This is a genomic window from Lepagella muris, assembly GCF_004793975.1.
Classification (GTDB): domain Bacteria; phylum Bacteroidota; class Bacteroidia; order Bacteroidales; family Muribaculaceae; genus Lepagella; species Lepagella muris.
Genome location: NZ_SRYB01000002.1, coordinates 149768 through 175524 on the forward strand (window position 1 = coordinate 149768; position 25757 = coordinate 175524).

General features: G+C 48.8%; 26 protein-coding genes. 2 read left to right on the top strand and 24 right to left on the bottom strand.

The window, feature by feature from the left end; genetic code table 11:
- Window positions 1–469 precede the first annotated feature (469 nt).
- The 24 genes from E5331_RS02220 to E5331_RS02335 form a co-directional block, all read right to left on the bottom strand.
- Window positions 470–1042, bottom strand: a complete 573-nt coding sequence (locus E5331_RS02220) for a TetR/AcrR family transcriptional regulator (protein WP_135984591.1) — start codon at window positions 1040–1042, stop codon at window positions 470–472.
- A gap of 219 nt (window positions 1043–1261) precedes the next feature.
- The gene (locus E5331_RS02225) at window positions 1262–2398 is read right to left on the bottom strand and encodes a beta-ketoacyl-ACP synthase III (RefSeq protein ID WP_123482789.1); all 1137 of its coding nucleotides are present in this window, start codon (window positions 2396–2398) and stop codon (window positions 1262–1264) included.
- 79 nt (window positions 2399–2477) lie between these two features.
- Window positions 2478–3083 (bottom strand): TetR/AcrR family transcriptional regulator, encoded by a 606-nt coding sequence (locus E5331_RS02230; protein ID WP_123482790.1) that lies wholly within the window; start codon window positions 3081–3083, stop codon window positions 2478–2480.
- Between the two features lie 222 nt (window positions 3084–3305).
- Window positions 3306–3827: a glycoside hydrolase family protein gene (locus E5331_RS02235; RefSeq protein ID WP_123482791.1), complete on the bottom strand. Its 522-nt coding sequence runs from the start codon at window positions 3825–3827 to the stop codon at window positions 3306–3308.
- Entirely contained in the window at window positions 3817–6003 is a 2187-nt protein-coding gene (locus E5331_RS02240; RefSeq protein WP_123482792.1) for a type IV secretory system conjugative DNA transfer family protein, read from the bottom strand. The genes E5331_RS02235 and E5331_RS02240 overlap by 11 nt, the downstream gene beginning before the upstream one ends.
- A gap of 3 nt (window positions 6004–6006) precedes the next feature.
- Entirely contained in the window at window positions 6007–6780 is a 774-nt protein-coding gene (locus tag E5331_RS02245) for a hypothetical protein (RefSeq protein WP_135938659.1), read from the bottom strand.
- Between the two features lie 13 nt (window positions 6781–6793).
- Window positions 6794–7453, bottom strand: a complete 660-nt coding sequence (locus E5331_RS02250) for an Lcl C-terminal domain-containing protein (protein ID WP_123482815.1) — start codon at window positions 7451–7453, stop codon at window positions 6794–6796.
- Between the two features lie 135 nt (window positions 7454–7588).
- Entirely contained in the window at window positions 7589–8080 is a 492-nt protein-coding gene (locus E5331_RS02255) for a hypothetical protein (protein WP_260403742.1), read from the bottom strand.
- A gap of 18 nt (window positions 8081–8098) precedes the next feature.
- Window positions 8099–8938: a conjugative transposon protein TraN gene (gene traN / locus E5331_RS02260; RefSeq protein ID WP_123482816.1), complete on the bottom strand. Its 840-nt coding sequence runs from the start codon at window positions 8936–8938 to the stop codon at window positions 8099–8101.
- 5 nt (window positions 8939–8943) lie between these two features.
- Window positions 8944–9738 (bottom strand): DNA-methyltransferase, encoded by a 795-nt coding sequence (locus tag E5331_RS02265; protein WP_123482817.1) that lies wholly within the window; start codon window positions 9736–9738, stop codon window positions 8944–8946.
- Between the two features lie 4 nt (window positions 9739–9742).
- Window positions 9743–10966 (bottom strand): conjugative transposon protein TraM, encoded by a 1224-nt coding sequence (gene traM / locus E5331_RS02270; RefSeq protein WP_123482795.1) that lies wholly within the window; start codon window positions 10964–10966, stop codon window positions 9743–9745.
- Window positions 10935–11306, bottom strand: coding sequence for a hypothetical protein (locus E5331_RS02275; protein ID WP_094399100.1), 372 nt, complete (start codon window positions 11304–11306; stop codon window positions 10935–10937). The genes traM and E5331_RS02275 overlap by 32 nt, the downstream gene beginning before the upstream one ends.
- 2 nt (window positions 11307–11308) lie before the next feature.
- The gene (gene traK, locus E5331_RS02280; RefSeq protein ID WP_094399101.1) at window positions 11309–11923 is read right to left on the bottom strand and encodes a conjugative transposon protein TraK; all 615 of its coding nucleotides are present in this window, start codon (window positions 11921–11923) and stop codon (window positions 11309–11311) included.
- 41 nt (window positions 11924–11964) lie between these two features.
- Window positions 11965–13095 (bottom strand): hypothetical protein, encoded by a 1131-nt coding sequence (locus E5331_RS02285; protein WP_094399102.1) that lies wholly within the window; start codon window positions 13093–13095, stop codon window positions 11965–11967.
- A gap of 43 nt (window positions 13096–13138) precedes the next feature.
- On the bottom strand, window positions 13139–13870 hold the full coding sequence (locus E5331_RS02290; RefSeq protein WP_123482796.1) for a DUF5045 domain-containing protein: 732 nt from the start codon (window positions 13868–13870) through the stop codon (window positions 13139–13141).
- The gene (locus E5331_RS02295; RefSeq protein WP_123482797.1) at window positions 13867–14607 is read right to left on the bottom strand and encodes a hypothetical protein; all 741 of its coding nucleotides are present in this window, start codon (window positions 14605–14607) and stop codon (window positions 13867–13869) included. Before E5331_RS02295 ends, E5331_RS02290 begins: the two co-directional genes overlap by 4 nt.
- Window positions 14604–17138 (bottom strand): hypothetical protein, encoded by a 2535-nt coding sequence (locus tag E5331_RS02300; protein ID WP_123482798.1) that lies wholly within the window; start codon window positions 17136–17138, stop codon window positions 14604–14606. Before E5331_RS02300 ends, E5331_RS02295 begins: the two co-directional genes overlap by 4 nt.
- A 20-nt stretch (window positions 17139–17158) precedes the next feature.
- Window positions 17159–17461, bottom strand: a complete 303-nt coding sequence (locus E5331_RS02305; protein WP_094399110.1) for a hypothetical protein — start codon at window positions 17459–17461, stop codon at window positions 17159–17161.
- A 12-nt stretch (window positions 17462–17473) separates the two neighbouring features.
- The gene (locus E5331_RS02310; RefSeq protein WP_123482799.1) at window positions 17474–20041 is read right to left on the bottom strand and encodes a TraG family conjugative transposon ATPase; all 2568 of its coding nucleotides are present in this window, start codon (window positions 20039–20041) and stop codon (window positions 17474–17476) included.
- A gap of 5 nt (window positions 20042–20046) precedes the next feature.
- Complete coding sequence (locus tag E5331_RS02315; protein WP_135984592.1) at window positions 20047–21513, bottom strand: hypothetical protein; 1467 nt, start codon at window positions 21511–21513, stop codon at window positions 20047–20049.
- A 3-nt stretch (window positions 21514–21516) separates the two neighbouring features.
- Window positions 21517–21816, bottom strand: coding sequence for a DUF4133 domain-containing protein (locus E5331_RS02320; protein ID WP_123482801.1), 300 nt, complete (start codon window positions 21814–21816; stop codon window positions 21517–21519).
- 4 nt (window positions 21817–21820) lie between these two features.
- Window positions 21821–22189 carry a DUF4134 domain-containing protein gene (locus E5331_RS02325; RefSeq protein WP_094399120.1) on the bottom strand — a complete coding sequence of 123 codons (369 nt, stop codon included), beginning with the start codon at window positions 22187–22189 and terminating at the stop codon, window positions 21821–21823.
- A 62-nt stretch (window positions 22190–22251) separates the two neighbouring features.
- Complete coding sequence (locus tag E5331_RS02330) at window positions 22252–22638, bottom strand: DUF4134 domain-containing protein (RefSeq protein ID WP_123407883.1); 387 nt, start codon at window positions 22636–22638, stop codon at window positions 22252–22254.
- Window positions 22574–22996 (bottom strand): hypothetical protein, encoded by a 423-nt coding sequence (locus E5331_RS02335; protein ID WP_123407885.1) that lies wholly within the window; start codon window positions 22994–22996, stop codon window positions 22574–22576. The genes E5331_RS02330 and E5331_RS02335 overlap by 65 nt, the downstream gene beginning before the upstream one ends.
- Before the next feature lie 420 nt (window positions 22997–23416).
- Here E5331_RS02335 and E5331_RS02340 point away from each other — a divergent pair, with 420 nt between their 5' ends.
- Both E5331_RS02340 and E5331_RS02345 read left to right on the top strand, forming a co-directional pair.
- Complete coding sequence (locus E5331_RS02340; RefSeq protein WP_123407887.1) at window positions 23417–24172, top strand: type IV toxin-antitoxin system AbiEi family antitoxin; 756 nt, start codon at window positions 23417–23419, stop codon at window positions 24170–24172.
- Between the two features lie 14 nt (window positions 24173–24186).
- Window positions 24187–25641 (top strand): ATP-binding protein, encoded by a 1455-nt coding sequence (locus E5331_RS02345; protein WP_123407889.1) that lies wholly within the window; start codon window positions 24187–24189, stop codon window positions 25639–25641.
- Window positions 25642–25757 lie beyond the last annotated feature (116 nt).

The following is a 25757-nucleotide window of genomic DNA, read 5'->3' on the forward strand; positions in this document are numbered from 1 at the left end:
TTCATACCTTATCCTCATTCACAAGGAGAAAGCATCTTACAACATATTTTATTGATGTAATTTCGCACCTTATGCATCATAATCCGGATTTATCGCCTAACCAAGTTGTAGGTGATGAATCCGGGATTATTAAGTTGTCTATATTTGTAGGTTGTTATTTCTACCTTTTAGAACTTGCATTTGCAAATCTCAAGTATATAAAATAAAAAATCCGTTTTGGTTCGCTGTCCTACGGGGAGTGTAGCGGATTCATAGATTGCAAAGGCATTGGTTTTATCCCTTTCCAACAATTTCCTTTCCAGAGAATTGGAGAAGAATCTGACATGTTTACTATCTTTATCTCTAAAGCAACTCGTTTTCCCAGTTTGCAGAAAAAACTTCACTGAAACATCAACATTGAAATGCTACTTCAACAACTATAATATTTCTGTCATTGAAATTTGGTTGGAATTAGTGCAATTATTTCCGACTATAAGGCATTCTGCACCTGAAAGGTCTTATCCTCTTGAAATACCTCTAATGAATCCACAAATAGATTCCCAATGTTTTGTGTCATGAAGTTGTTATAACTCAACAACTCGTGATTGGAAGCACCAGTCAGTTCATCTATAAAAGTTAATTCATTATCCATAGCCTTCTTTAGCATGATACTGAAGCCTGCATAATGTTTCTGTGCCTGGACAATTATATTGAATACAGCTTGTGCTGCATTAGGCAAGCAATAGTTGTAGGATAAATCTTCTTTAAGTCTGTCAAATGGAGTTTTATAGGTTGCATGAAACTGAGACACGGAACACGCAGACAATCTCGTTTTTTCTTCATCAGATAACACAAACACCGGAAAGAACAATTCATCAATCATATTCAAGAACAAATCTTTCTTGTTCTTATTGAAATAGAATATCGCACCTCTCGTTTGAGAGATATTCTTCTCCAGCTCAGTGACTGATATGGCATCCCATGTGCCCTGAGCCATTAGGCGATAACATTGCTTTAGAATGTCTATTCGGTTCTGTTGGGTCTGTGGCCGTGGCTTGTTCATACATAAAAAGGGTACGGGAACTATTACGTCTTACTGTGAAGGTTGTGGATACCCTATGGAAAAGACATAACGCCCCCGTACTTTTATGTACGAAGAGTCATCATACCTATCTGCTTCCATAGTTAAAAACTTCCACATTTTCACAGAGAAAGACAAATATGAACCCTTAAATTCTTATTTTACAGCTGCAAAGGTAACAAATATTTTTTAAATAATATATCAAATACAGCTTAATAAGGCCACTCCATACGAAAATCTACCGCTTTCTGGGACTAAAAGCACGATTTTGTCTCCTTTTTTTAGCGGTTTTGTCCTGATTAGTTCATCAAGTGCGGCAAAAGGTGATACCGAGCCGACATTCCCCACCCAAGTAAGATTCGTAAACCATTTGTCGGTCGGCAGTTGAATATCTCGCTTTTGTAGTTCCTCGTCAAGTCGCTTGTAGAAATACATGGATGAGATATGTGGAATAACATAGGTTATTTCGCCTGGATCAATTCCACCTTTTGCAAAGGCCGCTTCAACGGCATCTACAAAATACGGTATTCCATATTCATTGAGTTGGCGAACGTCCTGTTTGAGACTCCATATAGATTTGTTCCCAAGCTCACGACCATCAAATGATTTCCATCCGGTCAGACTGCCATCATCGTTTTTATCAGCCCACATATACATACAGGCCGGTTGACGGTTCGCATACGAAAATGTATGAATCCAGTCTATTGACAGATTGATTTCTCCGTCAGGAACATTTTTTAGAAGAAGTGCAGCGGAACCATCTGAAAGCATGAAGCGAAGAAAATCTTTCTCAAAAGCGAGATGTGGATGTTCTTCTATTAAATGTTTGCTCTCCATCTCTTCCTTAAAGAAGCGTGATAGCATGGTCGGGGAAATCAGCTCTGACGCAGCACAGACGGCATTGTCACTATTCCCTGAGAGGACGGACATCCATGCCGTCTTAAGTGCCATAAGGCTTGTCATGCAAACACCAGACAATGATGCTGTTTCTAAGGAGTGGTCAAATGTTGCTCCATGAACCATTGACGCATGGGAAGGAATTAACTGATCCGGCATTGATGTCGCGCATGACAGAAACTGTACTTTGTGTTTTTCGTCTTCGCTTATAAACAATTTGTTAATGGCTGAACTGGCAAGCTCAACATTCGTATGTGTAATCCGATGCTTTTTATCCAAGGCATAATACCTGGTTTTTATGCCGTTCTGACGCAGGATAATGGATTTCACACGTGACGGGTGGCCATCAATCAGCCCAAGATACTCTTCCATTTCATCATTCCCTACCGGATTGTTCGGGAAGTATGAAGAGGTTTTGGTAATAAATACTTCTAAACTCATAAATTACATAATACTTGTTATCTTTTTGGCAAAGGTATGGCATTTTTATGAATTAGAGAAATATTTCCGTAATTAAAATCTAAATCCTGAGTAACTTATAGAGATTCATCAACTGCATTCTCAGTTCAACTGTGTTCAATCCGACAGACAATGAGTCTATATATGATTGTCCATAAAAGAGGTTCATAAAATTACGAGCAGTATTCATTATATCAATATCGCTCTTTATTTCCTTATGTTCAATGGCTTTTTGCAACACTCCAATCCAAATTATAACCTCCTGATTCCTGTTTTCAAGGTACTGAGAGTGTAAATCTGGGAAATATTTGCATATTTGCAAAATCAATGACATATATGCTCTACTTGCATTTTGCACGTTTTTGCCTACATCGTTAAAACGATTCATAGTCTCTTGACAGCCATTCACATAAGCCTCTATAAAATCTTTCAGTGAATCAAATTCCGTTTGAGTGATTTTCTGTTTCAAATTCTGCGTATCAACCAAATAGTATTTTACTACGGAATAGAATAAGCCCAATTTGTCTTTGGCATAATATGTTATGGCACCGCGCGTCATGCCGGAAGCATTTTCTATATCAGCTATGCTTACGGCTTCAAATGGTTTGGATAGGAACAGCTTAAACGCTTCATGATAGAGCTGTTCTTTACGGTTGTTTTTATTCATTTAGCTCTGATTCAGATGATTCGACATGTAATTACTGCACAAAATTAATAAATTAATTAGGAGAGGGCAAATAATTCGTTATATTTATGTACCTTTGTATTACATTACGAATGTAAACTAATTTATGGCAGCCCGGGGCATAACAGTGAAAATGTGGAAATTTTGATTGTGGAATGTGCCTTGGACTGCCTTTTTCAATACAGTTGTTATCATTTATATCCATTACAAATCTGCACAAAGCAACTGATATTCTATCCATCGCCGACGCCAAATCCCGGAATGATGCTTGCCTTTGTAATGACAAAAAGAAAGATAATCAGCCAGAATATTCCTGTCACCGGCTTCTATCCTACGCAACAGACGACTTTTCTTATATCCCTTTCCTCCAAGAACTGGAGCCGGACCACAGTTATAGCTCAGACAGGCAAGCAACAGGCTGTCCGCCCCGTATGACCGATACAGGGCGCAGAATTTCCGTAAATCCTTTCTAAGTAAGGCGTCAGCCTGACGTTCAGTGAGTTGCACGCCTTTACGGTATGATTCGCCCGGCTGGACAACATGACCATAGCCAATGGTCGGCCAGTGTTCCGGGCGATGAAGTGTCTCGTAATGTTTGATAATCAGTACAGCCCGCTCAAACGGAGGCAGCTCCATGAGCCGCCGCACCGTAGGCTGGGCTGAACCTGACTCTATACAGATACAGACAAACAGGACGATGACAAGTATTCTGAATTTATTTCGCATGGGCTCTCCGTTGTATTTCCGCTATCATCGTCTTCACTTCGATTCCCACACGAAGAAAGTTCTTATACAACACTCGTTCCCTTTCTTCTTTCGACGGGAAAGTATAGAACTTGGGCAGCTCCACATATTCGGCTTCCTCCCTGGCTATCTCCGCCATGTCGAAATCCGTCTTGCAAAAGAATTTGGTGGTCTGGAACTCTTCCGATTCCTGTATATTCATGCTGTCGCCGCGCCCAGTCTTGGTCTTGACGAAATCCCTTGCCGTCTGTCCGCATATCCAGCCGGTCGGCATATCCGATATTTTGCTTGCAGGCACAAGGCTGTCAAGGTTTTCGTTCAGGTTGATACTCGTCTTGTCACGGTCTATGGTGACGCCTCTCTTGAGCTGCACCACCTTTCCGAAGATGTCATTCGACAACCATTCCAGCGTTTCTTTGCTTCTTGCCGAACCACTCACCACATTTCCCACAGTCGTGATGATCTTTTGCATGCCCACTTTGCCATAGTCGGCCTCCAACTGCGGCAATTCCTGAAAACCAAGCGTTACGCTTACCTTATTGCTTCGGGCAGTACCGATAAGGCGATCTATTTTGTGGAAGTACAGGGTCGGCAACTCATCGACGATGATACTCACCGGGATATTCTTCCCCTGGCCGGTATTCACTCGCGTGACAAGGCGGTTAAGGATAAGGGCGTTCAACGCTCCGATTATGCTCTCCATTTCGGGGTCGTTCGCTATCAGCAGATACGACGGGTTCTTAGGGTCGCTAACCTTCAGATCGAAATCATCACCATCACGATGGAATATCCAATACGATTCCTTGGTAGCGAGACGTGAGGTATAGACACGGAGCGTACCGATCATACCCTCCAGCTGCTCCATCGCCTTATTCTGCAAAGCGGTCTGGAACGGACCGAGCAACGGTGCCACCTCGTTGTCGGTCTGCAGCACATCGAAGATGGTCTGATAGCTTTGGTTAAGAAACGAGAGGATATGCGGCATATCGCTGTATTTACCAAGCCAATAGGCCGGTTCTGTCACCGGACCGTCCTTGTATTCACGCACGATGCCTGTCGGTTTCCATATCCTTGTCACCGGGTCTTGCACCTTGTCAGCGTAAAGTTGTCTGCCGGAGGAATCATACGGTTCTTTCTCATAGTTCACGAAGAAATAGATACAAGCGGCAAGGAAGTTCACGGCCGAGGTCTGGAAGAACTGGTCAGAACCGCCACCGCCTTCTTTCTTTCCCTTCTGCAAAGATTCAAGCAAGGTCTCGGCGGTCTCGCTGGCTGCTGCAAGGTTCGGAATGTATTTCGCCTGTATCGGGTTTACACGCCGGGAATACTCCACATCAACGAAATTGATGACATTGAACTGGCAGTTTGCCGGTGTCTTTCCCTGTCGCTTGTTTTTCAGATAGTGATAGTATAGTTTGGTGGCTAAGGTAGGGAACTTGTAATCATACACCACCATAGCGAAGCCTTTGGCGGAGTGCTGACGAATGAACGGCTCGATGATACTGAATGTTTTGCCCGAGCCGGGAGTGCCAACGACCCATGTGCCTCTGAAAGGGTTGGAAACGGACACGCAGCCCCGGCGGAATTTCCCTTTGTAATAGAAACGCATGGGGATGTTCACCGAATACTTGTTCTCCACCGCTTCGGTTGCCTGCTCAAAACTTTCATTCTCAAAGTTGAAGCGGTCTTTCAACAGTCCTTCCTTCAGAAACTTTGAGATATTGTCAAGAGCAATATGGATGAGCACCGCACCGACAACGGACAGTATCATGTAAAGCCAGATGTTTACCTTCAGCGTGTAGATGCGCGGCATTATCGAGAAACCGAAGAGCCACACGGACAGTACGACCAGACCGACACCGCCGAGCAACGGATAAAGCACTTGCTTCCGGGCATCCATCTCAAGGTGTTTCTTGTTGCGCGTTCCCACACAGGTGATGCAGATAAGAAGGAAGGTCGTCACCTTGGCATATATCAGGTTTCCGTCATGGTAGATGAACCATGTCTTGATACGGTCATGGATGTCCACGAGTACCCCGTTCCAATGGTCAAGGGTCTCCGGATCGACGGCATACTCGAAAAATTCCAGCAGCAGCGAGATATAGACCGCTGCACGGAATATCTTGTAAAGTCCTTGTATCTCTTTTGTTTCTTCCATAGTTTACTCTGTTGTCTGTTCCTGTGTTGATTCCTGTGACTGTTCTGAAGTCTGCTCTTCCTCAATCCTGTACCAGCGACCGTTGACCTTGACCGCATCCATACCGAGGTACGTACCTTTTTCCTGAAGGGCTGCATCTATACGGTCGATACTTATCGTACCGATACCACTGATGCCTTGTAAGTAATCCCTGTCAAGACTGGACAACTCGCCGATGCATGTAATCCCTTGGGAGTCCAGAATTGATTTAATAGACGGCGGAATATTCAGACCAGATACTGGTTCTGAGAGACAGTCCATCTCGTTCCCAAGGCTATTGTCTATTTCTATATCAAGTCCCGCCTTAATTCTCTTCAACGAGTCAATCCTGATTTCAAGCTGCGCTATCGTGTTTTTCCTCTGCCGTATCTTTTCCTTGATTTCGTTGGTCTCGTTTATGAGTTTTCCCTTGATGGTCAGCAGCCTTTTCTGTTTCGATTTCATTGACCGGTTCCCGGATTCAAGGCAAGACTGTTCATATCTGAGCTCTTTGACAAGTTTATCCAGCTCTGTCGCATGGTTTTTCAGGACAGTGTTTCTCTCATTGTCGGATGCCATGTCACCGAGGATGCCGTCAAAGCGGCTGAGCAGGGAATCCATGGTGTCTTTCCGTGATTGCAGGAAATCACAAATCTGTTGTAACTCCTGACGATGGGATTCCGCCTTCACGGAGTTGTAAGTCTGTATCAGCACCAGCAATATCAGTACGATGCCGAAAAGGATATGTATGATGTTCATATTGTTCTTCATTTTAGTCGTTCAATGTTACCACGGGTCTTACTTTATGGGATTGAAGCTTGGGCGTCTCCTGCACAGCACCGCTGCCGAGCGAATAGAGCCAGGCTTTCGAGGTTTCCTGTCCTGACACCTCTGTGGATGTCCAGTACCATACTTCGTCCGCCTCGTCTGGCAACGGCTCTCCGCCACATCTCTCAATGATATGGTTGATGTACGGCTTGGCTACATACAGCAGACGCATCTGGGCCACTGAGGGAATATAGGCACTCTGTCCGTAACGCCACATCGCAAATACGGCATTGGCAGCAGGTGAACCGCAGCCGTTACAGGCATACATTTCGTAGGTGTTGGCATTGCCGTCATGTGCGTACAGGTCTGCGGATGTTCCCTGTGCCACGCCCACGCTGTCGGCAAAGGCTTCGTTCGACAAATCGCGGAGATACACGGCATATCCTTTCCCTTCCGTCTTTTCATCATAGCCGAGATGGAACACCACGGCAATAGGCTCCTTATCCAGACGCTCACATTCCTCAAAAGGCATGACACGACCGTCGGTACAGAGCACATGGCCTACCTGCATCGAGGTGTCGATAATCTCGTGATGCCCGTCACAGGATGCGAGTGCCACAGACAGCACAAGCGAAAACAGACAGAAGTAGTTACATCGTAACATCTTCCACGCCCGGTTCCATTTCACTTTCAGCCCCTTGCTTTTGGAACGGAGTTCCGTCTGCTTACGGGCATTGACTCGATTGATTATCTTGTTCATACGGTTCAGTATTTTCACATAATTGGTTTTCATGACTTCTTATTTTACAGGTAGTTTGACTCCTAACACGATGCCTGTGCGGAACAGGTCTTTGCCTTTTATCATCAGGTCTGACTTCACCTGCCAGTACACCTGCCAACCGCCACGCAGCCGGTAGTTGTGCTCATACCCAGCATGTATGCCGCCCAGCACCTTGTGGGTGTCCGAGCCGAGCGAACCGCCGAAGCGAAAACTGCCGTAATGGTTGCGACCTCTGACCACGCATGGCTTGTAGGCAACACCGACGCTCCATGAACGGTAGTTCTTCCAGAAAGAATCCGGGCAGACATGGCCACATGAGGCACATTTATCCCACTTGAGATAACCGTTGGCGAAAAACTCCCAGGCATTGTGATAGGCGTTCTCACGCTCATAGCTGAGAGTAGCATCCAGACCGTTCTCATACAAGAGACCGATACCCAAAGACACCCGTCCGTCACGATCACCGGCAAAAGCTGAGGATGATATGGCAAGCACAGCGACAAGAATCATCAGTATCTTCTTCATGGTTTATTCCTCCCTCAATAATGCGTTGCTGAATCCGTCGGCCGACAGCACATCCTCATAGTCGATGTTCAAGGATATGGTGCGTCCGGAAATCTGTTTCTCCGTCAGCTCCACCGTCAGCACCTTGTCGTTTGGGAAAGTAAGTTTCTTCACCACAATCACATTGCGGTAACCGTGGAGGAACGACCGGGACTGTTCCAGTATCAGCTCCGGCTTCAGTTCCACAACCTGCGAGTTCGTGGCTTTCGACACTTTTTTGTCGGAGAGTTTGAGCCTTACCTCGTCAATGTCAAACCGGATGTTGGTGCGGTTCTCCACCGAAAAATCAAGGAAGAAGTAATCGCCGGCCGAATAGATGTTGTTCAATCGCATGGTCATGCGATGCTTCTTGCTGCCCACGTTACGGAACCTTGCAGGCGATGTCCATATCTGACGCGCATAGCGGTACATATCCTCTGTGGACATCGACACGGCGGGATTGTGGTAGGCGTTTCGCTCCGACAGTTCTATCTCCTTGCTGGTGACGGCCTCCGTCAGTCGTGTGGTATATAGCAGGGCGTACTGGGTGCGGTAGCGTTCGGTCACGATGGTGACAATGGCAAGTACCTCGCCGTCTTCATGCCCAGCTTCCTTGGGTTTCAGACGGACGGTGTTGTTGATGGGCTGGTCGCCGGCAACCAAATCTGTGGATATGTCCACAAAACGTATCGGTTCGGAGGCGGTGATGACGGTCGTCACCTGTTCATTGACGGTCAGCTGCTCCATTTCCTGATAGGTGGTCTGCGCTTTGATGGGCTGAAATGCGGCGGTGATTAAGAATGCCGCAAGAATTTTTGAAAGCATTGTTCTCATTGTTGATATTCTTGTTTTTCGTTTGTTGTTTCCGTGAGTCTCTCGGCCTTTATCCTTTCCTCGGCTATCCGGCAATAACCGACATCGGTCTCGAAGCCGATATAGTGACGTCCGCTTCGGATGGCGGCTATCGCCGTGGTTCCCGAACCGATGCAGTTGTCAAGCACCACATCTCCCTCGTCAGTGTATGTCCTTATAAGATACTCCACGAGGGCAACGGGCTTCTGCGTCGGGTGGAAGAAAGTCCCGGTTTTATGTTCTTTAGGAATCTGAATGACAGAGGTCGGGTATTTGTCATCGGCGATGCGGACATCGGTCATACGCATGTTGCCGTAACATCGGTTGGTAAATGCCTGACTGGTACACCGTCCGTGGTTGCGCTGCGATTTATCGCAAGGAACCATCTGCGGGTGATACACGGGCAGATGCTCGTAGAACACAAGGATGTCTTCATGCTTCCTTAACGGCATACGGTTGGCGTTCAGATGACCGCTGGCCCTGTCCTTATACCAGACAAGGTTGTATCTCCACAATTCAGACTGCGACATCAGCAGTCTTGCAGTGAACATCCCTTGCCCGAACAGGATGACGGGACTGTCCGGCTTGATAATGCGCCGATATTGTTCCCATAGAGGTTCCAGCGGTATCTGCCTGTCCCAACCGGCATTTTTATTGCGACGGTTCAGGATGCCATAAGGCAGGTCGCACACGACGGCATCGACACTTTTGTCTGCTATCCGTGCCATCCCCTTTAGGCAGTCCTCGTTATAGATGTTGTCAATCTGTATCATCATCCTACTTGTTTTTGTTGTTTTCCCTGCTATTGACCAGATAGACAAAGGTGCCATATTTGAGTTTCACTTTGTTCTTGCGGATGGCTTTCGAGATAGCCCCAGTGGTCTGCTGGTAGGCGTTCTGTATGGCCTGCATGCCCCACTGTGTGAAGTTATTGCCGTAACTGCCGTTGTTAATGCTCATATTGCTGCTCATTGCTCCGGATGCTATGTCCTTGGTGGTCTCACGGAAAGAGGAATTGGGCACATAAAGCCCCTCCATGCCGTCGGTGTCGTAGAGTGTCAGGCTCACCTTCAGGAGTTCGTCATCCACCATAAGGCTTTTGACCGTGCCTTTCACACGCTGCTGCCCAAATCCACTCATAGTGGCGTACATGTACGATCCCTTGGCAAGGACAACACCGTTTATCTCCACCTCGTCGAGCAGACGCAGCCTTACACGCGAACCGTCAACGGCTTTCACATCCTCGTCGATAATCGCTTTGATAAGGTTCGGCTCAGGCTCATTCTCCGCAAGGGTATTGAAATAGGCGGAGTTAGGCTTCTTGGCCTTTACCACGGATTGTGTGGCGGCATCTTCGGGTGGTTGCGTGACGGCATCCTCGTTTTCCGTCACATTGCCTGTTGTCTTGGGTGTTTCCTCGGCAGGTACCTGGGGTTCCTTTACATCCTCAAGCCCTTTCTGTCCGTTCAGGCGTGCTTCCGCCAAAGCCTTGTTCAGTTCGTCGAGGGCTTCCTGCTGGCGTTGTGCGCCACGTCGGAGACGTTCATCCTCGCTCATCGGCTCGGCAAGGGAGTCGTTTGCCATCTCCATGCCGCGCTCACGGCTCTTGTCCAGCCGGGACTGCATCTCCTGCAGACGGCGTTCTGCCTCTTCATCGAGCATGGCAAGGTCTTGTTCCGTGTACTTGGAATCGTATGCTTCCGTATCGCCACCGCGTTCACGGTCGATGTTCTCCACGGCCGAATAGTCCTGGATCTTGCCGTATGACTTGGCCATGTTCTCATACTTGCCGCCAATCTCGTCGGTGCGGAGTTGCGCCTGCGGCAGTTCCGGATTAAGGTACTCCGTGGTCTGCATGTGGGACGGTTTTTCCGCCAGTTCCACATCGAATACGTCAAAAATGAGGTACCCGGCAATCAGCAGTAAGGGATAAAGGATAGCCGGCAGCCTGTATTTAGGCGCACGCCAGTCAATCCTGCTTGTAAGTTCTTTCAGCGTCATTGCTCTCTATATTTATGATTTGTTTGTTACGTTTCTGTCTCAACAGCTCCTCCTGATGTTGTGTCGCCGTGACCGTCTGCTCGGTTTTCGGACGGTTGTATATCTGTACCATGCGGCAGATATTCAGCGTCAGGCATCCGATGACGATGCCGAATACCAGCGTGAGGAACACTTTGGGGTATTTGCAAGCGAAGCATTGCGCATATCCGGCGGCCTTGTCAATTTTCAGAAACTTGGCCCATTTCCGACCGGCACTGACCTCCTTCTCGTATCTTTCGGCATACTTGGGGTCGTTCTTGTCCGGCATCTTCTCTCCGAGTATCAGTTTCTTCCATCCCATAATCAATAGCTGTTTTTGGTTTTCTGTTCAATATCTTTGTTCAGCAGGGTGCGCCAGTTCACGATAAGCAGCCCATGGGGGTTGTTGTCGGTGCGCGGCACTCGTTTCAGTTGCCCGGAGGTCACCAGTTCTCGGGTAAGGATGGAGGTACGGCGTTCTATGCGCTGTCTGCCATAGTAGGTGAACTCCATCTTCTCCTTGTTGAAGTTGATGCTGTCACAGAATATCGAGCATACCGCCGAGGTGCCCATGATGTTGTTGTAAAATCCTTTTTCCTTGAGGGTGTTATACTGGGCAAGTCCCGTTTCATCCACAAGGTACATCGCCTTGTCAAGCGTGTATTTGATGTATTTGTCGTCCGGGGCCAGGGTGAAGAAGTAATGATGATACATCTCCACATGGCTCTTGGCTTCCACATCGAGGGTCTCGTCCATCGTGGTGCGTTGCACGAGGATGGGCACATTGCCGTCCAACACATAGATTTTCTGCTGGGCATCCACTACCATTGAGCGGGCTGTCCAGATGCTCGACAGGCTGATAACAACGCAACCTGCCAGAAACAGGGCGCAGATTATCATCACGAGCTTGATCTTGTTCTCTAAATTTTTAATGACCATTGTTTTGCTTATTTGATTGGTTTCCTATACCTTATTATATATTATCGCATCATGGATGAAATCGCGCCGGTCGTTGACATCTTCGCCTGCTGTGCCACACCCTCGCCGAAGTTTCTCGTACTGAAAGCCGTGTCTCCTTCGGGAATCATCCATGCCGCCAAGTCAGGCACAAGATTCAGGCATTTCAAAGCAACGATGCTTGCAGCCATCAGATAGCCTGCCGAGAAGAAGGAGTTTTGCAGGTAGGCTGCCATCGTCGCCTCGTTCTGGGTAATGGCGGTCAGGTTCTCCACCTGTATGCAAAGCACAATATCAAATAGCAACAGCACATAAAACCCAACGAAGTACAACATGGCTCCATAGAAATGCACCGTCAGATAACGTATCATCCATTTCGCCCAGGCTCCTTCCCATTTGGGCAAGAGTGAAAACGCCCACTGTATCGGACCGAAAATTGTGAGCATACCGAGCAGGATTTGCTGGCAATAGATGGTTGCCCACCAGCCTATTCTAAAGACAATCAACGCAATAACCATCACGATTTTGTCTATGCAGACCACCGCACCGGAGGTCAGTGAAGTAAACCATAACTTGCTGGCATCCTTCTCCATGTTGGTAACTTCATCGACACCGGTCTGTTCCATGGTCGATTCTATCAGTGCGGGATCCATCGTACCGGCACGGGCCACATCCGCCTGTGCCTGCAAGCTTGTATAGAGTGTGTCACGGACGAAAATGAGCTGCTGCACTTCCTCGAACTTATCCCCGATCTGGGCGGCTTCCGCCTGATACAGGTCATGGGTGTAGGAGCCTATGGCATTGGGGATGTACGAGAGGAAGTCAAGCACACACCAGCTGCTGCCGCTGTTGTGCATCCCGGTGTCCGCAGGAGGATACCACCATGTCATCACGATGGCCACCGCCAAGGGACGGAACAGTTTCATCACATCGAGCGGTTCGTTTTTTACCATCATCTTATAAGCCATGCCAGCCGCCATCACGATGGCAAAGAGTGCAGCCAGTGCCATGCACATCTGAAGAATCCACCAAAAAGGACCTTGTGACCCTGTGAACGTGGCATCGCACAGGAACTCGTTGGTCTGGAAAATCACATCATCCACCTCTTCCTCAAGCAGGTTGATGCCAAAGTCGCTAAGAATATTGTCTGCCATTGAATGTTGTTTATTAGTTATTTATTTCAGAATCTGTCTGTTTCTATGGTTGATTGACACAGTTTCCCATCGCACTCCAGCACGCATCGCGCCACCGGGCCAGTGCTTCCGCCGCATACACGGCATTCTTGTTTTCCCTTTCATAGCCTGATGCCAGCAGCGAGGCGGTCGTCTTGCTGTTAGACAGATAGACGAGATAGCGTACCAGTTCCTCGTTCTTGCGCGACACGTCGGCATAGATGCTCAGATACTGTTTCTTGCGCTGCGAGTTGGGCATATAGGCTTCCTGCGTCGCTTTGATGGCCGATTTGAACACGTTATAGTATTCCTTCCACACCGTCTGCTGTCCGGGAGTGCCACCCAGTTGCAGGATGCGGTCGATATTCTTTTTGAAATCCGCCATCTTGGAGTTGAGCTTGTCACCCTCCGCCAGCCATGCGACATCCAGTGCGCCGCCTGTACGGTCAGCCACGTTCAACGCCTCTATCTCGGCACGTTTAGTCATAGCGGAGTCTAGTTTCTCCGCATCATCCACCTGCCAGTAACCTGCAATCCCCACCGTCGTGCGGAACGACAGCTTGTTTTTCGCAGCAGCGGTTTTCCTGTAGTTGCTGTGCAGCAAGGTGTAGTACAAGTCCGGAGTAAGGGAGCCGGAACCGATCTCCGCCACGGTAAACTGGTTCTGTTTGGCGGCATCATGGTTGTAGGTCACGTTCTGTGCGGTGGCCGAAACCATGCACAGTCCTGTCATCAGATAGAGTATCAGCCGTTTCATTTCTTGTTTCTATATGGGTTAAGCCCGCTCTGCCGCCATCGTCCGAAAGCATCCTCGATGATAAGCGACCGTGAACGGGGTGTGTAAATACTTTCTTTCCAATAGCCTATCCGCACCTGGATATACCTCCATGTGTCGAAATAGGCGGCATTGAGCAGTTTCTTGATGTTATCAAGACTGGTGTTGATGTTCTCCAACACAAGCATGAGATCGGATGTCGAACAGGCGGCGGCTCCGGTAGCATACAGCACCAGGTCGCTGACCGAGCGGTACAGGCTCTTTCCTTCGGCCGAGATGCGGTCGATGCACCTGAGACTTATCCGGATAATGATGGTGTCCTGAAGGGCGAGTTTGTTACGCTTCAGCACCTTGGAGTTGTAATCACTCAGCAATTTCTTGTAGTCACCGATGCGGTCGCTGACCGTCTGGTAGGTGGAATACACGTTCATGGAGGTTCGCAACGACTGGTACAGCACGTCTATCACATCGAAAGCCCTGGTATATTTGTCAAGGTCGAAGTTCAGCACCTTGTAGTCTTCTGCGGCCTTCGCGCTGTACTCATGCAGGAGGTTGTTGCTCTGCTCCAGTGTGGCACGGGCAAGAAGCAGGCTGCGCTGGTTCTTGTGGTCTGAGATATAAGCTTCCACCGAGCCTACATCAAAACCGAACTGCGCCTTGGCAATGACCGGCATGGCCAGCATCAGCAGCGTCATCAATATGTGGATAGGTGTTCTCATTCTGTCGTTTCTTCCATAGGTTTGTAATTTCTACTTCCGGCCCTGTTCATCCATCGGGCAAAACTCTCGTCAAGCAGCGTGCGTCTGCGTCCTTGCTCGTCATTGACATAAGGAGCGGCCTTTTTCAACACATCAATGATAGACAGTTTATAGTGCATCATCTTCTCCAGACATACGAGGTCGGCATAGATGCGTGTCAGGCGGCTATCCACATCACGCGCAATCTCCAACCGGTCCGACGACCACAGCAGGTGGTAGGTGTCCGTGCTGTTGTCCTGTTCCATCGGATCGTTCTTGATGTATTCGGTGCTGATTGTGCAGGACGGATAATCCCTTGCAATCTCTGAGATGCGGTTGTTCACGGCGGCGGCATTCTCCCGGTCGCTCTTGTTCGGGTCGAGTTGCATCACATCCACGACCTGGGTGTTGCTGTAATCCGCCGTCAGTGTCCATTCTATCTGCATGATGGCCCTGTGTATCTTGATGCCGAGGAAATATTTCGGTTTGCGGGCGATGCTCAGCGTCGCCTTGAACGTGATGACGGCATCCATGCTCCCGGAAGTGGCGGTACGCACGTAGCTGTAGCCCTCCCAGTGTTCCTCTCCCTGCCAGGTGAGGTCGAAAGCGGTCTTGCAGTCATTCATGATGGCTGGGATGCGGTAATAGTCATCAGTAGGCACTTCCTCGCCGCCGGCAGCATCCTCACGCGCTGCCCGCAGGTCAGCAAGCTGTTTCCTGACACTTTCCTGTTCCCTTGTCAGCTCATCTATCCGGGTCTTGTTGGCATTGTACCGCTGGCGGAGCACGGCCGCTTCCTCCACTGTAGCTGTGGAAATCTGCTTTATCAGCGTCCTGTTCTCGCTGTTGAGCACATCTATCTGGGTCTGAAGCTCCGCTATGCGGTTGTTGTATTCTGTCTCAAGGCGGTCAAACTCCGACATGTCAAGATTGTTGTCAGTCAGCGTGGTCTGCATGGCGCACTCCTTGGAATGGGCGTTTAGTGAACCGCCGCAACTGCGGCATTTATACTGGGTACTTCCCTGTGATATGGTAAATCCGTCATGGCAGGTCACGGAGATAATCACGCTCTCCGTGCCTTTCATCTTGGCTTCATCGGTCGCCTGGTAATAGTTACGGGCATCCGAACCGATGTAATAGACGAATCCCTCTTCATTGTCATTGTACTCCGACAGCCGTGCCTGCATCTGTCTTTGGAAGATACCCAGATCCATGGAATAGGAATCAAAGACATCCTCATAGACCTCTTCTGTCCGGTTCCAGCTTTTGGTGGCGCGGATGGAATAGGCATAGGCTTTGGCGTACTGTTTGTTCTTCTTTGACAGGATATAGGCGTATCGGGAATAGGACAGGTTATAAAGGTACCCGTCTCCAGATGCGTTCAACTGCTTCACCTTCGCCCTCGACCATCCGGCATAACTCTCCGAATTGGAGAGTATCTGCTCCGTCTGTGCCGACGAGGGATAGAAATTCGCGTCGGTCGTGTTATAACGTGTCCAGGCACCGCCGTAGAGGATGCTGTTGTCATCGGTGGGAGGCATATAGTCACAGAGTATCTCGCTGCCGCTGTCCCGGCGGTAGATGTACCACCGCTGGGTGTAATACTGTCCCATAGTCTCACGGAGATAGTCGGTCATCCATGAAGTCATGTTGTAACTGTCTATATTGAAAAGTCGGGAGACATTCTCCGGTCCGCCGACCATCGAGAGCAAGGTGCCTCCAAGATTTTGCTCAAGGGACTTGTAGAATCCGTAACTGCTCTCCGCGGCGTTCACAATCGCCGCCACATTTCCTTTGGCGATGTCATTGAACGAACTGCCGCCGAGCAGGGTCTCCATCATGTTCTCGGTTCCCGCTCCGGCGATGCTGACTCCCATGTCATACAGGGTGCCAATGTCGGATTCAAGATTCTCCTTGTTGAAATGGTTGGGAATATTGCCGAGGTCATCAAAAAAACTCTTCCAGTCCACATTGCCACTGCCGGCAAGGTCAAACAGCGGTTGGAACTGCGGGGCTATCTGCAGGAATACCACATCACGGAACGACAGCGAGCTGTTGGTGACGATGGACTCGAACTGCATGCAGAGCGTTTCCACCTCATGACAGACCTTGAACAGGTAGCTTCCCCAGTAGAGTGCAGTCTGTGGTGAACGAAGCATCATGCCGGCGACAGTCCATATCTTCGGCATGATTTTCGCGCTTACCAGTGAATAGATGCGGCGGTAATAATAGTTTTCCGTTGCACTGCTCCAGATACCGAGGTCGGTCAGTGCCTTGCGGTCAAGGTACTTGGACATGAAGATACCGGCTGTGGCGACTTCGGCGGCACTGTAACGGTCAAGTATCTTCCTGACTTGTTCGCTGTAATACATTTCCGTCGCGGTCTCCGTGCCGAAAGCGGCGGTCATGGCGGCCACCGTTTTCTTATCGTAGTTGACGGAATACCACACCGAGGCCGCAGCGTCGGACGCTACAGCCAGCAGTACGGTCAATATGAGCAGGAGGCGGTGCATACTTGTTGACTGGTCGTTTCTTATTTCCCTTTCTTCACCGTCCCCGTCTTGAGGAAACGGTATTTTCCGGAAGTACAGCTCTCGTTGGCGGGTGTGTACTCGACATATCCGCGTGACTGCAATTCCTCACTGGCGGATTTCATCGCCGTAACGCTGTAACCGCTGACAAGACTGAGCAATGCGGCCGGATTGATGCTGATCGTTTCCTGGCGGTCACGCTTGTGACGGTAAAGCAGGTAGAAGAACAGCACGGTGGCTTCCTTGCTGAAATTGTTGTTGTCGCAATCGCGCCAAAATTCCTCGATAAGTTTGTTCTCGTTCATAATGAATGTTTTTTATGGGTTATTTTTATCGTTCCTTGCGGGCAAGTTGAGCACATGACCGGCCTTATATACCCGTCTGGCAAATTCCAACGGGGCGGCGATGCCGGAGTTGTCCCAGTCACGGCAATATCTTTCGATAGCCTCCTGATGACTGCACCCTAATTCCGACTTGTAGAGTTTGAGGGCATCTTTCTCGGCACGCTCGGTGGTATAGGTCATGTAGCACTCGTGCGATTCCTCCACGCCATACACTCCGCTGGTCGAACCTCTGCGGATGAACACCTCGCGGAAGAAGGAGCGTCCTTCCTTGTTGTCAAGCCTGTTGATGGTAAAAATCTTCTTGCAGTCCACATCGGTGAGTCCGAGGATGGCTTTGATATTGTCGAAGCGTTCACGGAATTTGCTCTGGTCGAGCAGCATCACCACATCGGAATTGTTGATGATGGCCTCTTTCACAATTTCACTGCCGATGATGTCCTGTATCTCCTGTGTCACGACACCGACCGAAGCCCAGAACTTACGGGCCGTCTTGTAGAGGTACTTGATGTATTCGGCCATGAGCGGGGTGGCGATGGCTTTCCACGCCTCTTCGATCACAAGGACCTTACGGTTCTTCTTCAGACGCATCTTCTGCAGGAAAACATCCATGATAATCAGCGTGACTATCGGGAACAGCGTGGCATCATCCTTGATTGCGTCAATCTCGAACACGATAAAGGTCTCATCAAACAGGGTGCTGTCCATGTTCTCGTTCAGCGTGGTCTCGTGGCTTCCGCCCTTATAGAAATCCCGAAGCTGGTAATTGAGATCTGCCGTATCAATGCCTTTCAGTTCGTTCTCGGTGATAATTTCCGGGATGCGGACGACGGCGAAGTCGAAAAACGAGTTGAACGAAAGCGGCGCATCAATTTTACCCGTAAAGTAACTGCGGTAGTATTCCTCGATAGCCTGTCCGATAAGCCTGTCCTCCGTCTTTGTCACAATACCTTCCGAGCCTTTCCATATCTGCAGGATAAGATTCTTGAGGAAGTTGATTTTCTCGATGTTTATCTCTTCCTTGGTAATCTTAAACGGGTTCATGGTGATGGGCTTTTCCTCGGTATAGGAGATGTACTTGCCGCCGAGATACTCGCATAGTCCCTCGTAGGAGTTTCCCGTATCGACCATCACGACATCCGTTCCTTGCTCGTGAAGCTGTCTTACAACACTGTTCATGTGGAAGCTCTTGCCGCTGCCCGAAGGCCCCAAACAGAAGAAATTGGAGTTGTCGGTCATCTTGACCTTGCCCTCCTTGCCGGTGATGTCTATGGCTACGGGCATCCCTTTCCGGTCAGTATAGTATATCTTCAGCGGAGTGTCCTCGCTACGCTGCACATGCTCCTTATACATAAGGCAGGTGGCGGCGTCCGACAAGGTAAGAAAGCGGTCGTACTCGGGATCCATGTTGTAGCAGTTGCCGGGAAACGAGTTCACGAACAGCTCAAGCTGGTTGTAGGCACGCTTGGAGATATGGATGCCCATGCGCCCGAACATGTTTTCAAGATGGTTCACGGGCTTCTGCATATCCGCATTACGTGGACAGCATACAACGAGGTTGAAGTGCGTATATACAAGTTGCTTGCCCTCGCGTGCCACCACTTCCTGCACCTGCTTGATATCCTCCACGGCAATCTGGTTGCTCGGATTGGGGATGGAGGCGTGACGGTTCTTCTTCTTTTCAAGGGCGGAAAGTTCCCGCTTCTGGTTGGGAATGAAAATCATCTGGTTGTAGATGACAGTCTCGGCTTCCGGGATGCTGTCGATGGCGGACATGAGGTCAAGTGGCATCCCTGTGTTGTTCACCTCCACATTCGTGAAAGGACGGACAAGGGACGGAAGCCCGGCACAATCCACATCGACAAGGGAGAACACGCGGCATTTGCGGTCGCCCATGCCAATGCCCTCGTCATCTACCTTGAAATTGCTCATGGTGACAATCGGACTGTTGAAATCCAGCGTGAAATACCGGTCAACATAGCTGTCACATTCGTCGGCCGTCAAGAACCTCACCTTCATGCCTCCGTCACGCAACTGGTCCTTCACCTTGCGTATCTTCACAAGGAAGTCCTTCCATTTCTTCATGTCGAAGGAATACAGCTTCCCTTTCTTCGATTCCTGCGTAATGACGAGACAGGTGCGTGTATCGGTATAGGGACGGCCTTCAAAATAGGAAAAATAGGATCTTGACAGGAACTCCTTTTCTTTCGCGTCCGCCTGCACGAATCCACGACGGGAGAACACATCCTGCTTGTGTATGGCATAGCCCTCGCCAAGGGTCTGTACCACCGCCGAGAACAGATGGCAGAAATCGTAATAGCGGTCTGCATCGGCAGAATACTTTTGCACGGGGTTCTCTATTTCAAGTATGGCGGAATACTCGCCGGTCTTGGTGTAGATGACCCCGATGCCATCATTATCCTCCACCGAGAAATAGATGTCACGGAAGACGCGCTTGCGTTTGCCTCCCGTACCGAAAGCGGCCACCGAGATTGCCATCCCTATCAGGATAGCCGCGAAAAACAGTATCACATACCAGGTCATGATGCTCAGAATAGGTAAAACAATCTCGTTTTCATATCGCTGTGCTCCTTGGAATTGTAGGCGGTGACAAACCATTCGGTCATGTCTATCGAATAAAAGGTGTCCTCGCCGGATTCGCTGGAGGTGGCATAGATGCCTTCCGGCATCTTGAAAAAGGCAGGCATGCTGTCCTTATGCTTTTCAAGATGGTAGGCAAGCCGGGCCATCTCCGCAAGCGACGGTATGTAGGCCGACGGCAGCACACGCTTGTCCTGGAAGTTCTTAAGGGCATGGCTGTCCGCATGGCGGAGTATGCCCTGCGTGAGTGCGGCTCCGTCGTCGAATCCCAATGCACAACTGCCCGGATATCGGATTCGGGGACTGAACACGATATGTTCCTCATCCTCTTGCGGCTGTCCGAAATAGCCCTCACGCAACTTGCCGTCAGCCGTATCGAAGATATGGCCGGTTCGGAAAGACTTTTTCCTGAACCAGTTGCTCGTACTGTTATCATCCATGGCGACGGCCTTGCCGTGTCGCCCATCTGTCAGGATAACCCAGGCAAGGGTGTTCTCATCGAATTTGGAGGTCAGAGTCCCATCCCTTTGCAGGAAATGCCCGATGCGGACAGAGTCCGTGCCGGAAACGGACGGTTTCTCAAACGGATGTTTGGTATCTACCCAGCTGCTGCCTACGGAAAGTTTGCCATCGCTGACATGAAGGCGCAGTTCGGTGATGCTTCCTCGTCTCAGAGGCGGTAGCGTGGTGGATATGGACAACTTTTGCCCATTAACTTTGAGGAATATCTGTATTTCTCCAGAATCCTCCGTAGGAATGAGGTTGAAGTCATGCGGGATGCCGTTGTTCAACAGGCAATCCTTGTTGGGAGAACATACATTGCCGGCATCGGCACGTGTCCCGGCCAGTTTCCCCTTAAGCGGAATCAGGAAGGCTGCTGTTGAAACGCAGTCCCCCTGTATCTCCAGAATCTGCATCACGTCACTGATATTGTCGCTTTTCAGTATCAGGCGCAGCAGTGCGGTAAGTTCTTCTAATTTCATTGTAATCTTTGTTTTGTCATTTGTCTGTGTCACGGATTGGATCTGTCCGGCGAGTCTTTCGCCGAGCGGATGGCTGACCGCAACAGTGTCGGCCGGATGCAGTGACGGAAGGAACGGATAACAGACAAGGGGTAATACCGTGCTGTCAGCCAGAACAGGGACAGTGGGCTTGAACACCTTGCCGTCGAAACGGAACTCCACGGCTTTGCCGCCCTCCATGCCGTCAAGCCATACGGCAAGCGAGCCTATAGCTTCCAGTTCGTCTTTTGTCCGCCCCGTGACCTCTATCTCAATGGGCTTGGACATCTTCGACCAACTGTCTTTTACCTTTTCCGCCGTTTGGTGGGCGGACAGTGCGTCCCCGTTACGGGTGTTCCCCGAACATCCGGCAAGGAACAAGGCAAGAAACAATATCAATCCGCAGTGTCTCATTTTTCAAATCTTTTTTGAACAGGTGTAAACGAATATCCCTTTGTCTGTTTTCTTGGTGTGAAGCCCTTTGCGCTGTTTTACCATGATTAAGCCGGCTCCCGTGCCGACTGCCACAACCAGTACGACAAGTCCGGCGAGAAAGCCCAGCACACAGTAACCGATGATGAATCCGACTATCGCACCGCCCGCTGCTCCGGCAGCCCAGTAAATGTAGCGGCCCTGGATACCCAGGAATTCAAGAGGCTTCTGAAGCCCCTTGAAAACCGGGTAAGCAGTATAGCCGTTGTCTGCGTTCTCTGCCATAAGGTCAGGAGATACCGAAGAACAGAGGCAGTGCCTGGGCTGCTGCAATCAGGAAGATGCAGGCTCCGACCACCATCATGATCTTCTTCTTCACGTCCTGCTCCTCGTTGTTCATGGCGATATAGACGCTGATCGCACCTACGACGGCCACGACGCCGGCGATGGCGTAGCAGAGCTTGACAACGATGGGCACATACTTGGCGATTTCCTCACTGACCGTGGTCAGGGCCGTAGTACCGGCTTCGTAGTTGCCTGCGGTGTTCTGGGCGAGACAGGCAACGGTGCCGACAAGCAACATGACTGCCAGTGAGTTGAATCGAGGTGATGTGACGAATTTCTTGATGGAATTCTTGATTTTCTGTAATTTGTTCATCTGTTTTGTTTCAAAATTGTTTTACGGTTCTCTTATTTCTCATTTGCGCATTTGAGTCTCTATTATACACGGTAGCCGAAGAAGGCGGGGAACACGATGGTCGCTCCGATAATGAACAGGATGGCTCCCACCACCATCATTATCTCTTTCTTCCAGCCCTCTTCTCCGGCATTTATCTTGAAGTAAATCTGCAGACTGGCGATGACGGACACGATTCCGGCCACCGCATAGCAGATATACACCACATACAGCAGCATGGTAATCACGAAGTCATGGGCTTTCGCCAGTCCGTCCGCACCCCAACTGTAATCCACTCCGCCGCATTTGGCGGAAGCGGACAGGCAGCAAACGGACAGGATTGCCGTCAGTACCACTCGTGTAAGGTCAATATGTCTCACGGGTATGAGTGACTGTGGATTTACGGAAAGCAATGTCTGATTTCTTGTCATACAGCATCTGTTCAAGTTCTTCAAACGAGACACCACCCTCGCTCGTCACGTCGGTCTCGTCCATATTGTCTGTAAGGTTGTCAAAACGGCCTGTGCCGCCTGACGGGGTTTCCACTTCCGTGGCGGCAATCCTTGAATGGTCATTGTCTTGGGCTGTCTCTTCTCCGAGAGAGAATCCGTCACCACTTTCCCTGACCGGAGTGGCCACAACTTCATCCTGCATCCCGCTGACATCAAATTCCTCTACCGAGGTTTCTTTCTCGTTTTTCTTGCCGTAAAGGTCCTTGCTGATATGGTAGCCGTAATAGATGATATAGGCTATCGTCAGCACGATGACAAATATTACATACGGTGTCATTGTCGTTTGCGTTTAATTGGGTTTGAGTTTAATTTTTATGCAAAGTAACATTGAAGATTATGTGCAGGAAAATTATATCCAGACAAATCTCATTTTCTTAACCGTAATTAGTATAAGACGCTGATTTCAAACTTACTTTCATACTCTAAACGAAATTCAATCGCAAATAGAGTATGATTGTATCACAGTATGATTATATAGCATTTTAACCACTGAAGCACCAAGAACAACCTCTCATCGTTTTACTTTATTCCGGGCGCATATCGAATGCGCTAAAGTGAAATGAGCGGAAATACGCTACTTGCAAGTCCAATTTTGTCCGATAATCCGAAAAAAATGCGTCCTCAGGTGGAAGTTTCAGAAGAAATCTTTGGCTAAAATTTATTTTAATGTTAATTTTGTAACCGAAATAATTTCCAAATGGGAACTAAAATAAATAAATTGCGTCAGCAAACCCCTCCCAATGGGATATTGCTCACTTCATGGCTGGAAAAATCAGGCTTCAGCAGAAGTGAGATTTCCCAATATATGAAATCGGAGTGGTTACAGCGTATATCCACAGGTGTATATCAATTCACCGGAGATACACCATCGCTTTACGGCATATTGGCTTCATATCAGAAACAGGCCGATTTGAAATATCACATAGGTGCCGCATCTGCGTTGGAGCTGAAAGGCTTTTCTCATTACATTGCGATGGGGAAGCCGACTGCCGTTGTCTTTTCTCCGATACGACCGCCGCTGCCCAAATGGTTAAATGATGCAGAACTTGACATGAACCTTGCAGAAGTGTCATCAAAAGTAATCGGGGACACCGGGATAGAGCAAATGGATTACCTGGGGCAGACATTGACAGTCTCATCGCCGGAAAGAGCGATAATGGAATGTATCCTGCTTTCACCCTCCCGTTATGATTTAACGGATGTGTATTATCTTATGGAAATGCTTACTTCCCTCAGAGCCTCTCTTGTTCAACAGCTACTGGAAGGCAGCTCTTCAGTGAAAGTAAAACGGATGTTCCTGTATATGGCTGAAAAGGCACGTCACCGCTGGTTTGCCAGACTTGACCTATCCCGCATATCCCTCGGCTCCGGCACACGGAGCTTTGCGAAAGGCGGAGTGAAAGTGAACGCATACGATATTGTGATACCCAAAGAACTTGCTGATAAGAAATAATATTACCAATTCATATGAATATTGAAAATCTCGACATAGTAAAAGAGCTGATATCCGAAAAGGAAAATGGGCAGGTGGAGTTCAAAGAGACCACCGGTCAGTTGGAACGCGGAATGGAAACTCTTTGCGCCTTTCTGAACGGGAAAGGCGGAACAGTCATGTTTGGTGTAACGGACAAGGGAAAGATTATCGGTCAGGATGTGAGTGACAAGACGAAACGGGAGATTGCGGAAGCAATCAATCGTCTGGAGCCGATAACGGCTGTGCAGATCTCTTATGTCCCAATACCGGACAGCGAAAAGAAAGTCATTGTATTCCATGTGGATGAATCAAGCCTTGACCGTCCGTTTTGTTATAAAGGACGGGCTTACCAGCGTACCGAGAGCGTGACATCCATAATGCCGCAGGAAGTCTATAATCAGCTTCTGATGCAACGTGGGGGCAATTATGGATGGGAAGCAGTGGTAAATCCGGAACTTCTGATTGAAAATCTCGATGAGAACGCCATCATGGGAGCTGTCCGCGGAGGAATCAGGGGAGGACGTCTGCCTGAGACCACTATATCAGAGGATATTCCCACCATTCTTGAGAAAATGGATCTGTTACACAACGGAAAACTGAACAATGCGGCGGCTGTGTTATTCGGACATAAATGCTACGGCTATCCACAATGTCTGTTACGGATGGCGCGTTTCAAAGGGACAACCAAGGAAGAGTTTTGGGATAACCAACGCATCCAAGGAAATATCTTTAAACTGCTGGATGCAGCGATGGCATTCTTCTTCAAACACCTGTCTCTCTCGGGAAAGATCGAAGGATTGCACCGTGAAGAAGAATTAAGCGTCCCGTATAAAGCATTGAGGGAATGTTGCATCAATGCTTATGCACACCGTTCTTACCACCATCCGGGAAGTTCCGTCAGCATTGCTATATATGATGACCGTATTGAGATTACGAATAGTGGAACATTCCCTCCTGACATGTCAATGGAACGCCTGTTAAGTTTGCATGACTCCCGGCCTCATAATCCCATTATCGCTAATGTTTTGTATAAGAGTACGATTCTGGAAAGCTGGGGACGAGGCATAAAATTGATGATTGACGAATGCAGACGAGTAGGAATTCCCGACCCAGAATTTCATGCCGACAGCGGATTTATATGGGTCATATTCCGTTATACTCGAACAACTGTGGGGCAAGACCCAACAGTTACCCAACAGTTACCCAACAGTTACCCAACAGTTAGCGAACAAGTAGAAAAAATCGTGGGAATAATTGCCGACAGGACACTTTCTACAAAAGAAATCATGGATTTAATCGGCTTAAAAGACAAGGGCAATTTATTGGAGCTTTACCTTTATCCTGCAATCAGGCAAGAATTGGTTGTTCCCCTGTATCCTGATAAACCGAATCATCCACGGCAAAAATACCGTCTTACCGACAAAGGTAAAGGACTGTTGCAACAATAATAGATTGTATTGATGTGATTAGTATTGGCGTGCGATTATTTTGAGTGCGGCTGAGTATGGGGAACTAATGCGGTTCCCCATAGTTCCCCAATCTCGATTGCCCCAAACTTTGCCCC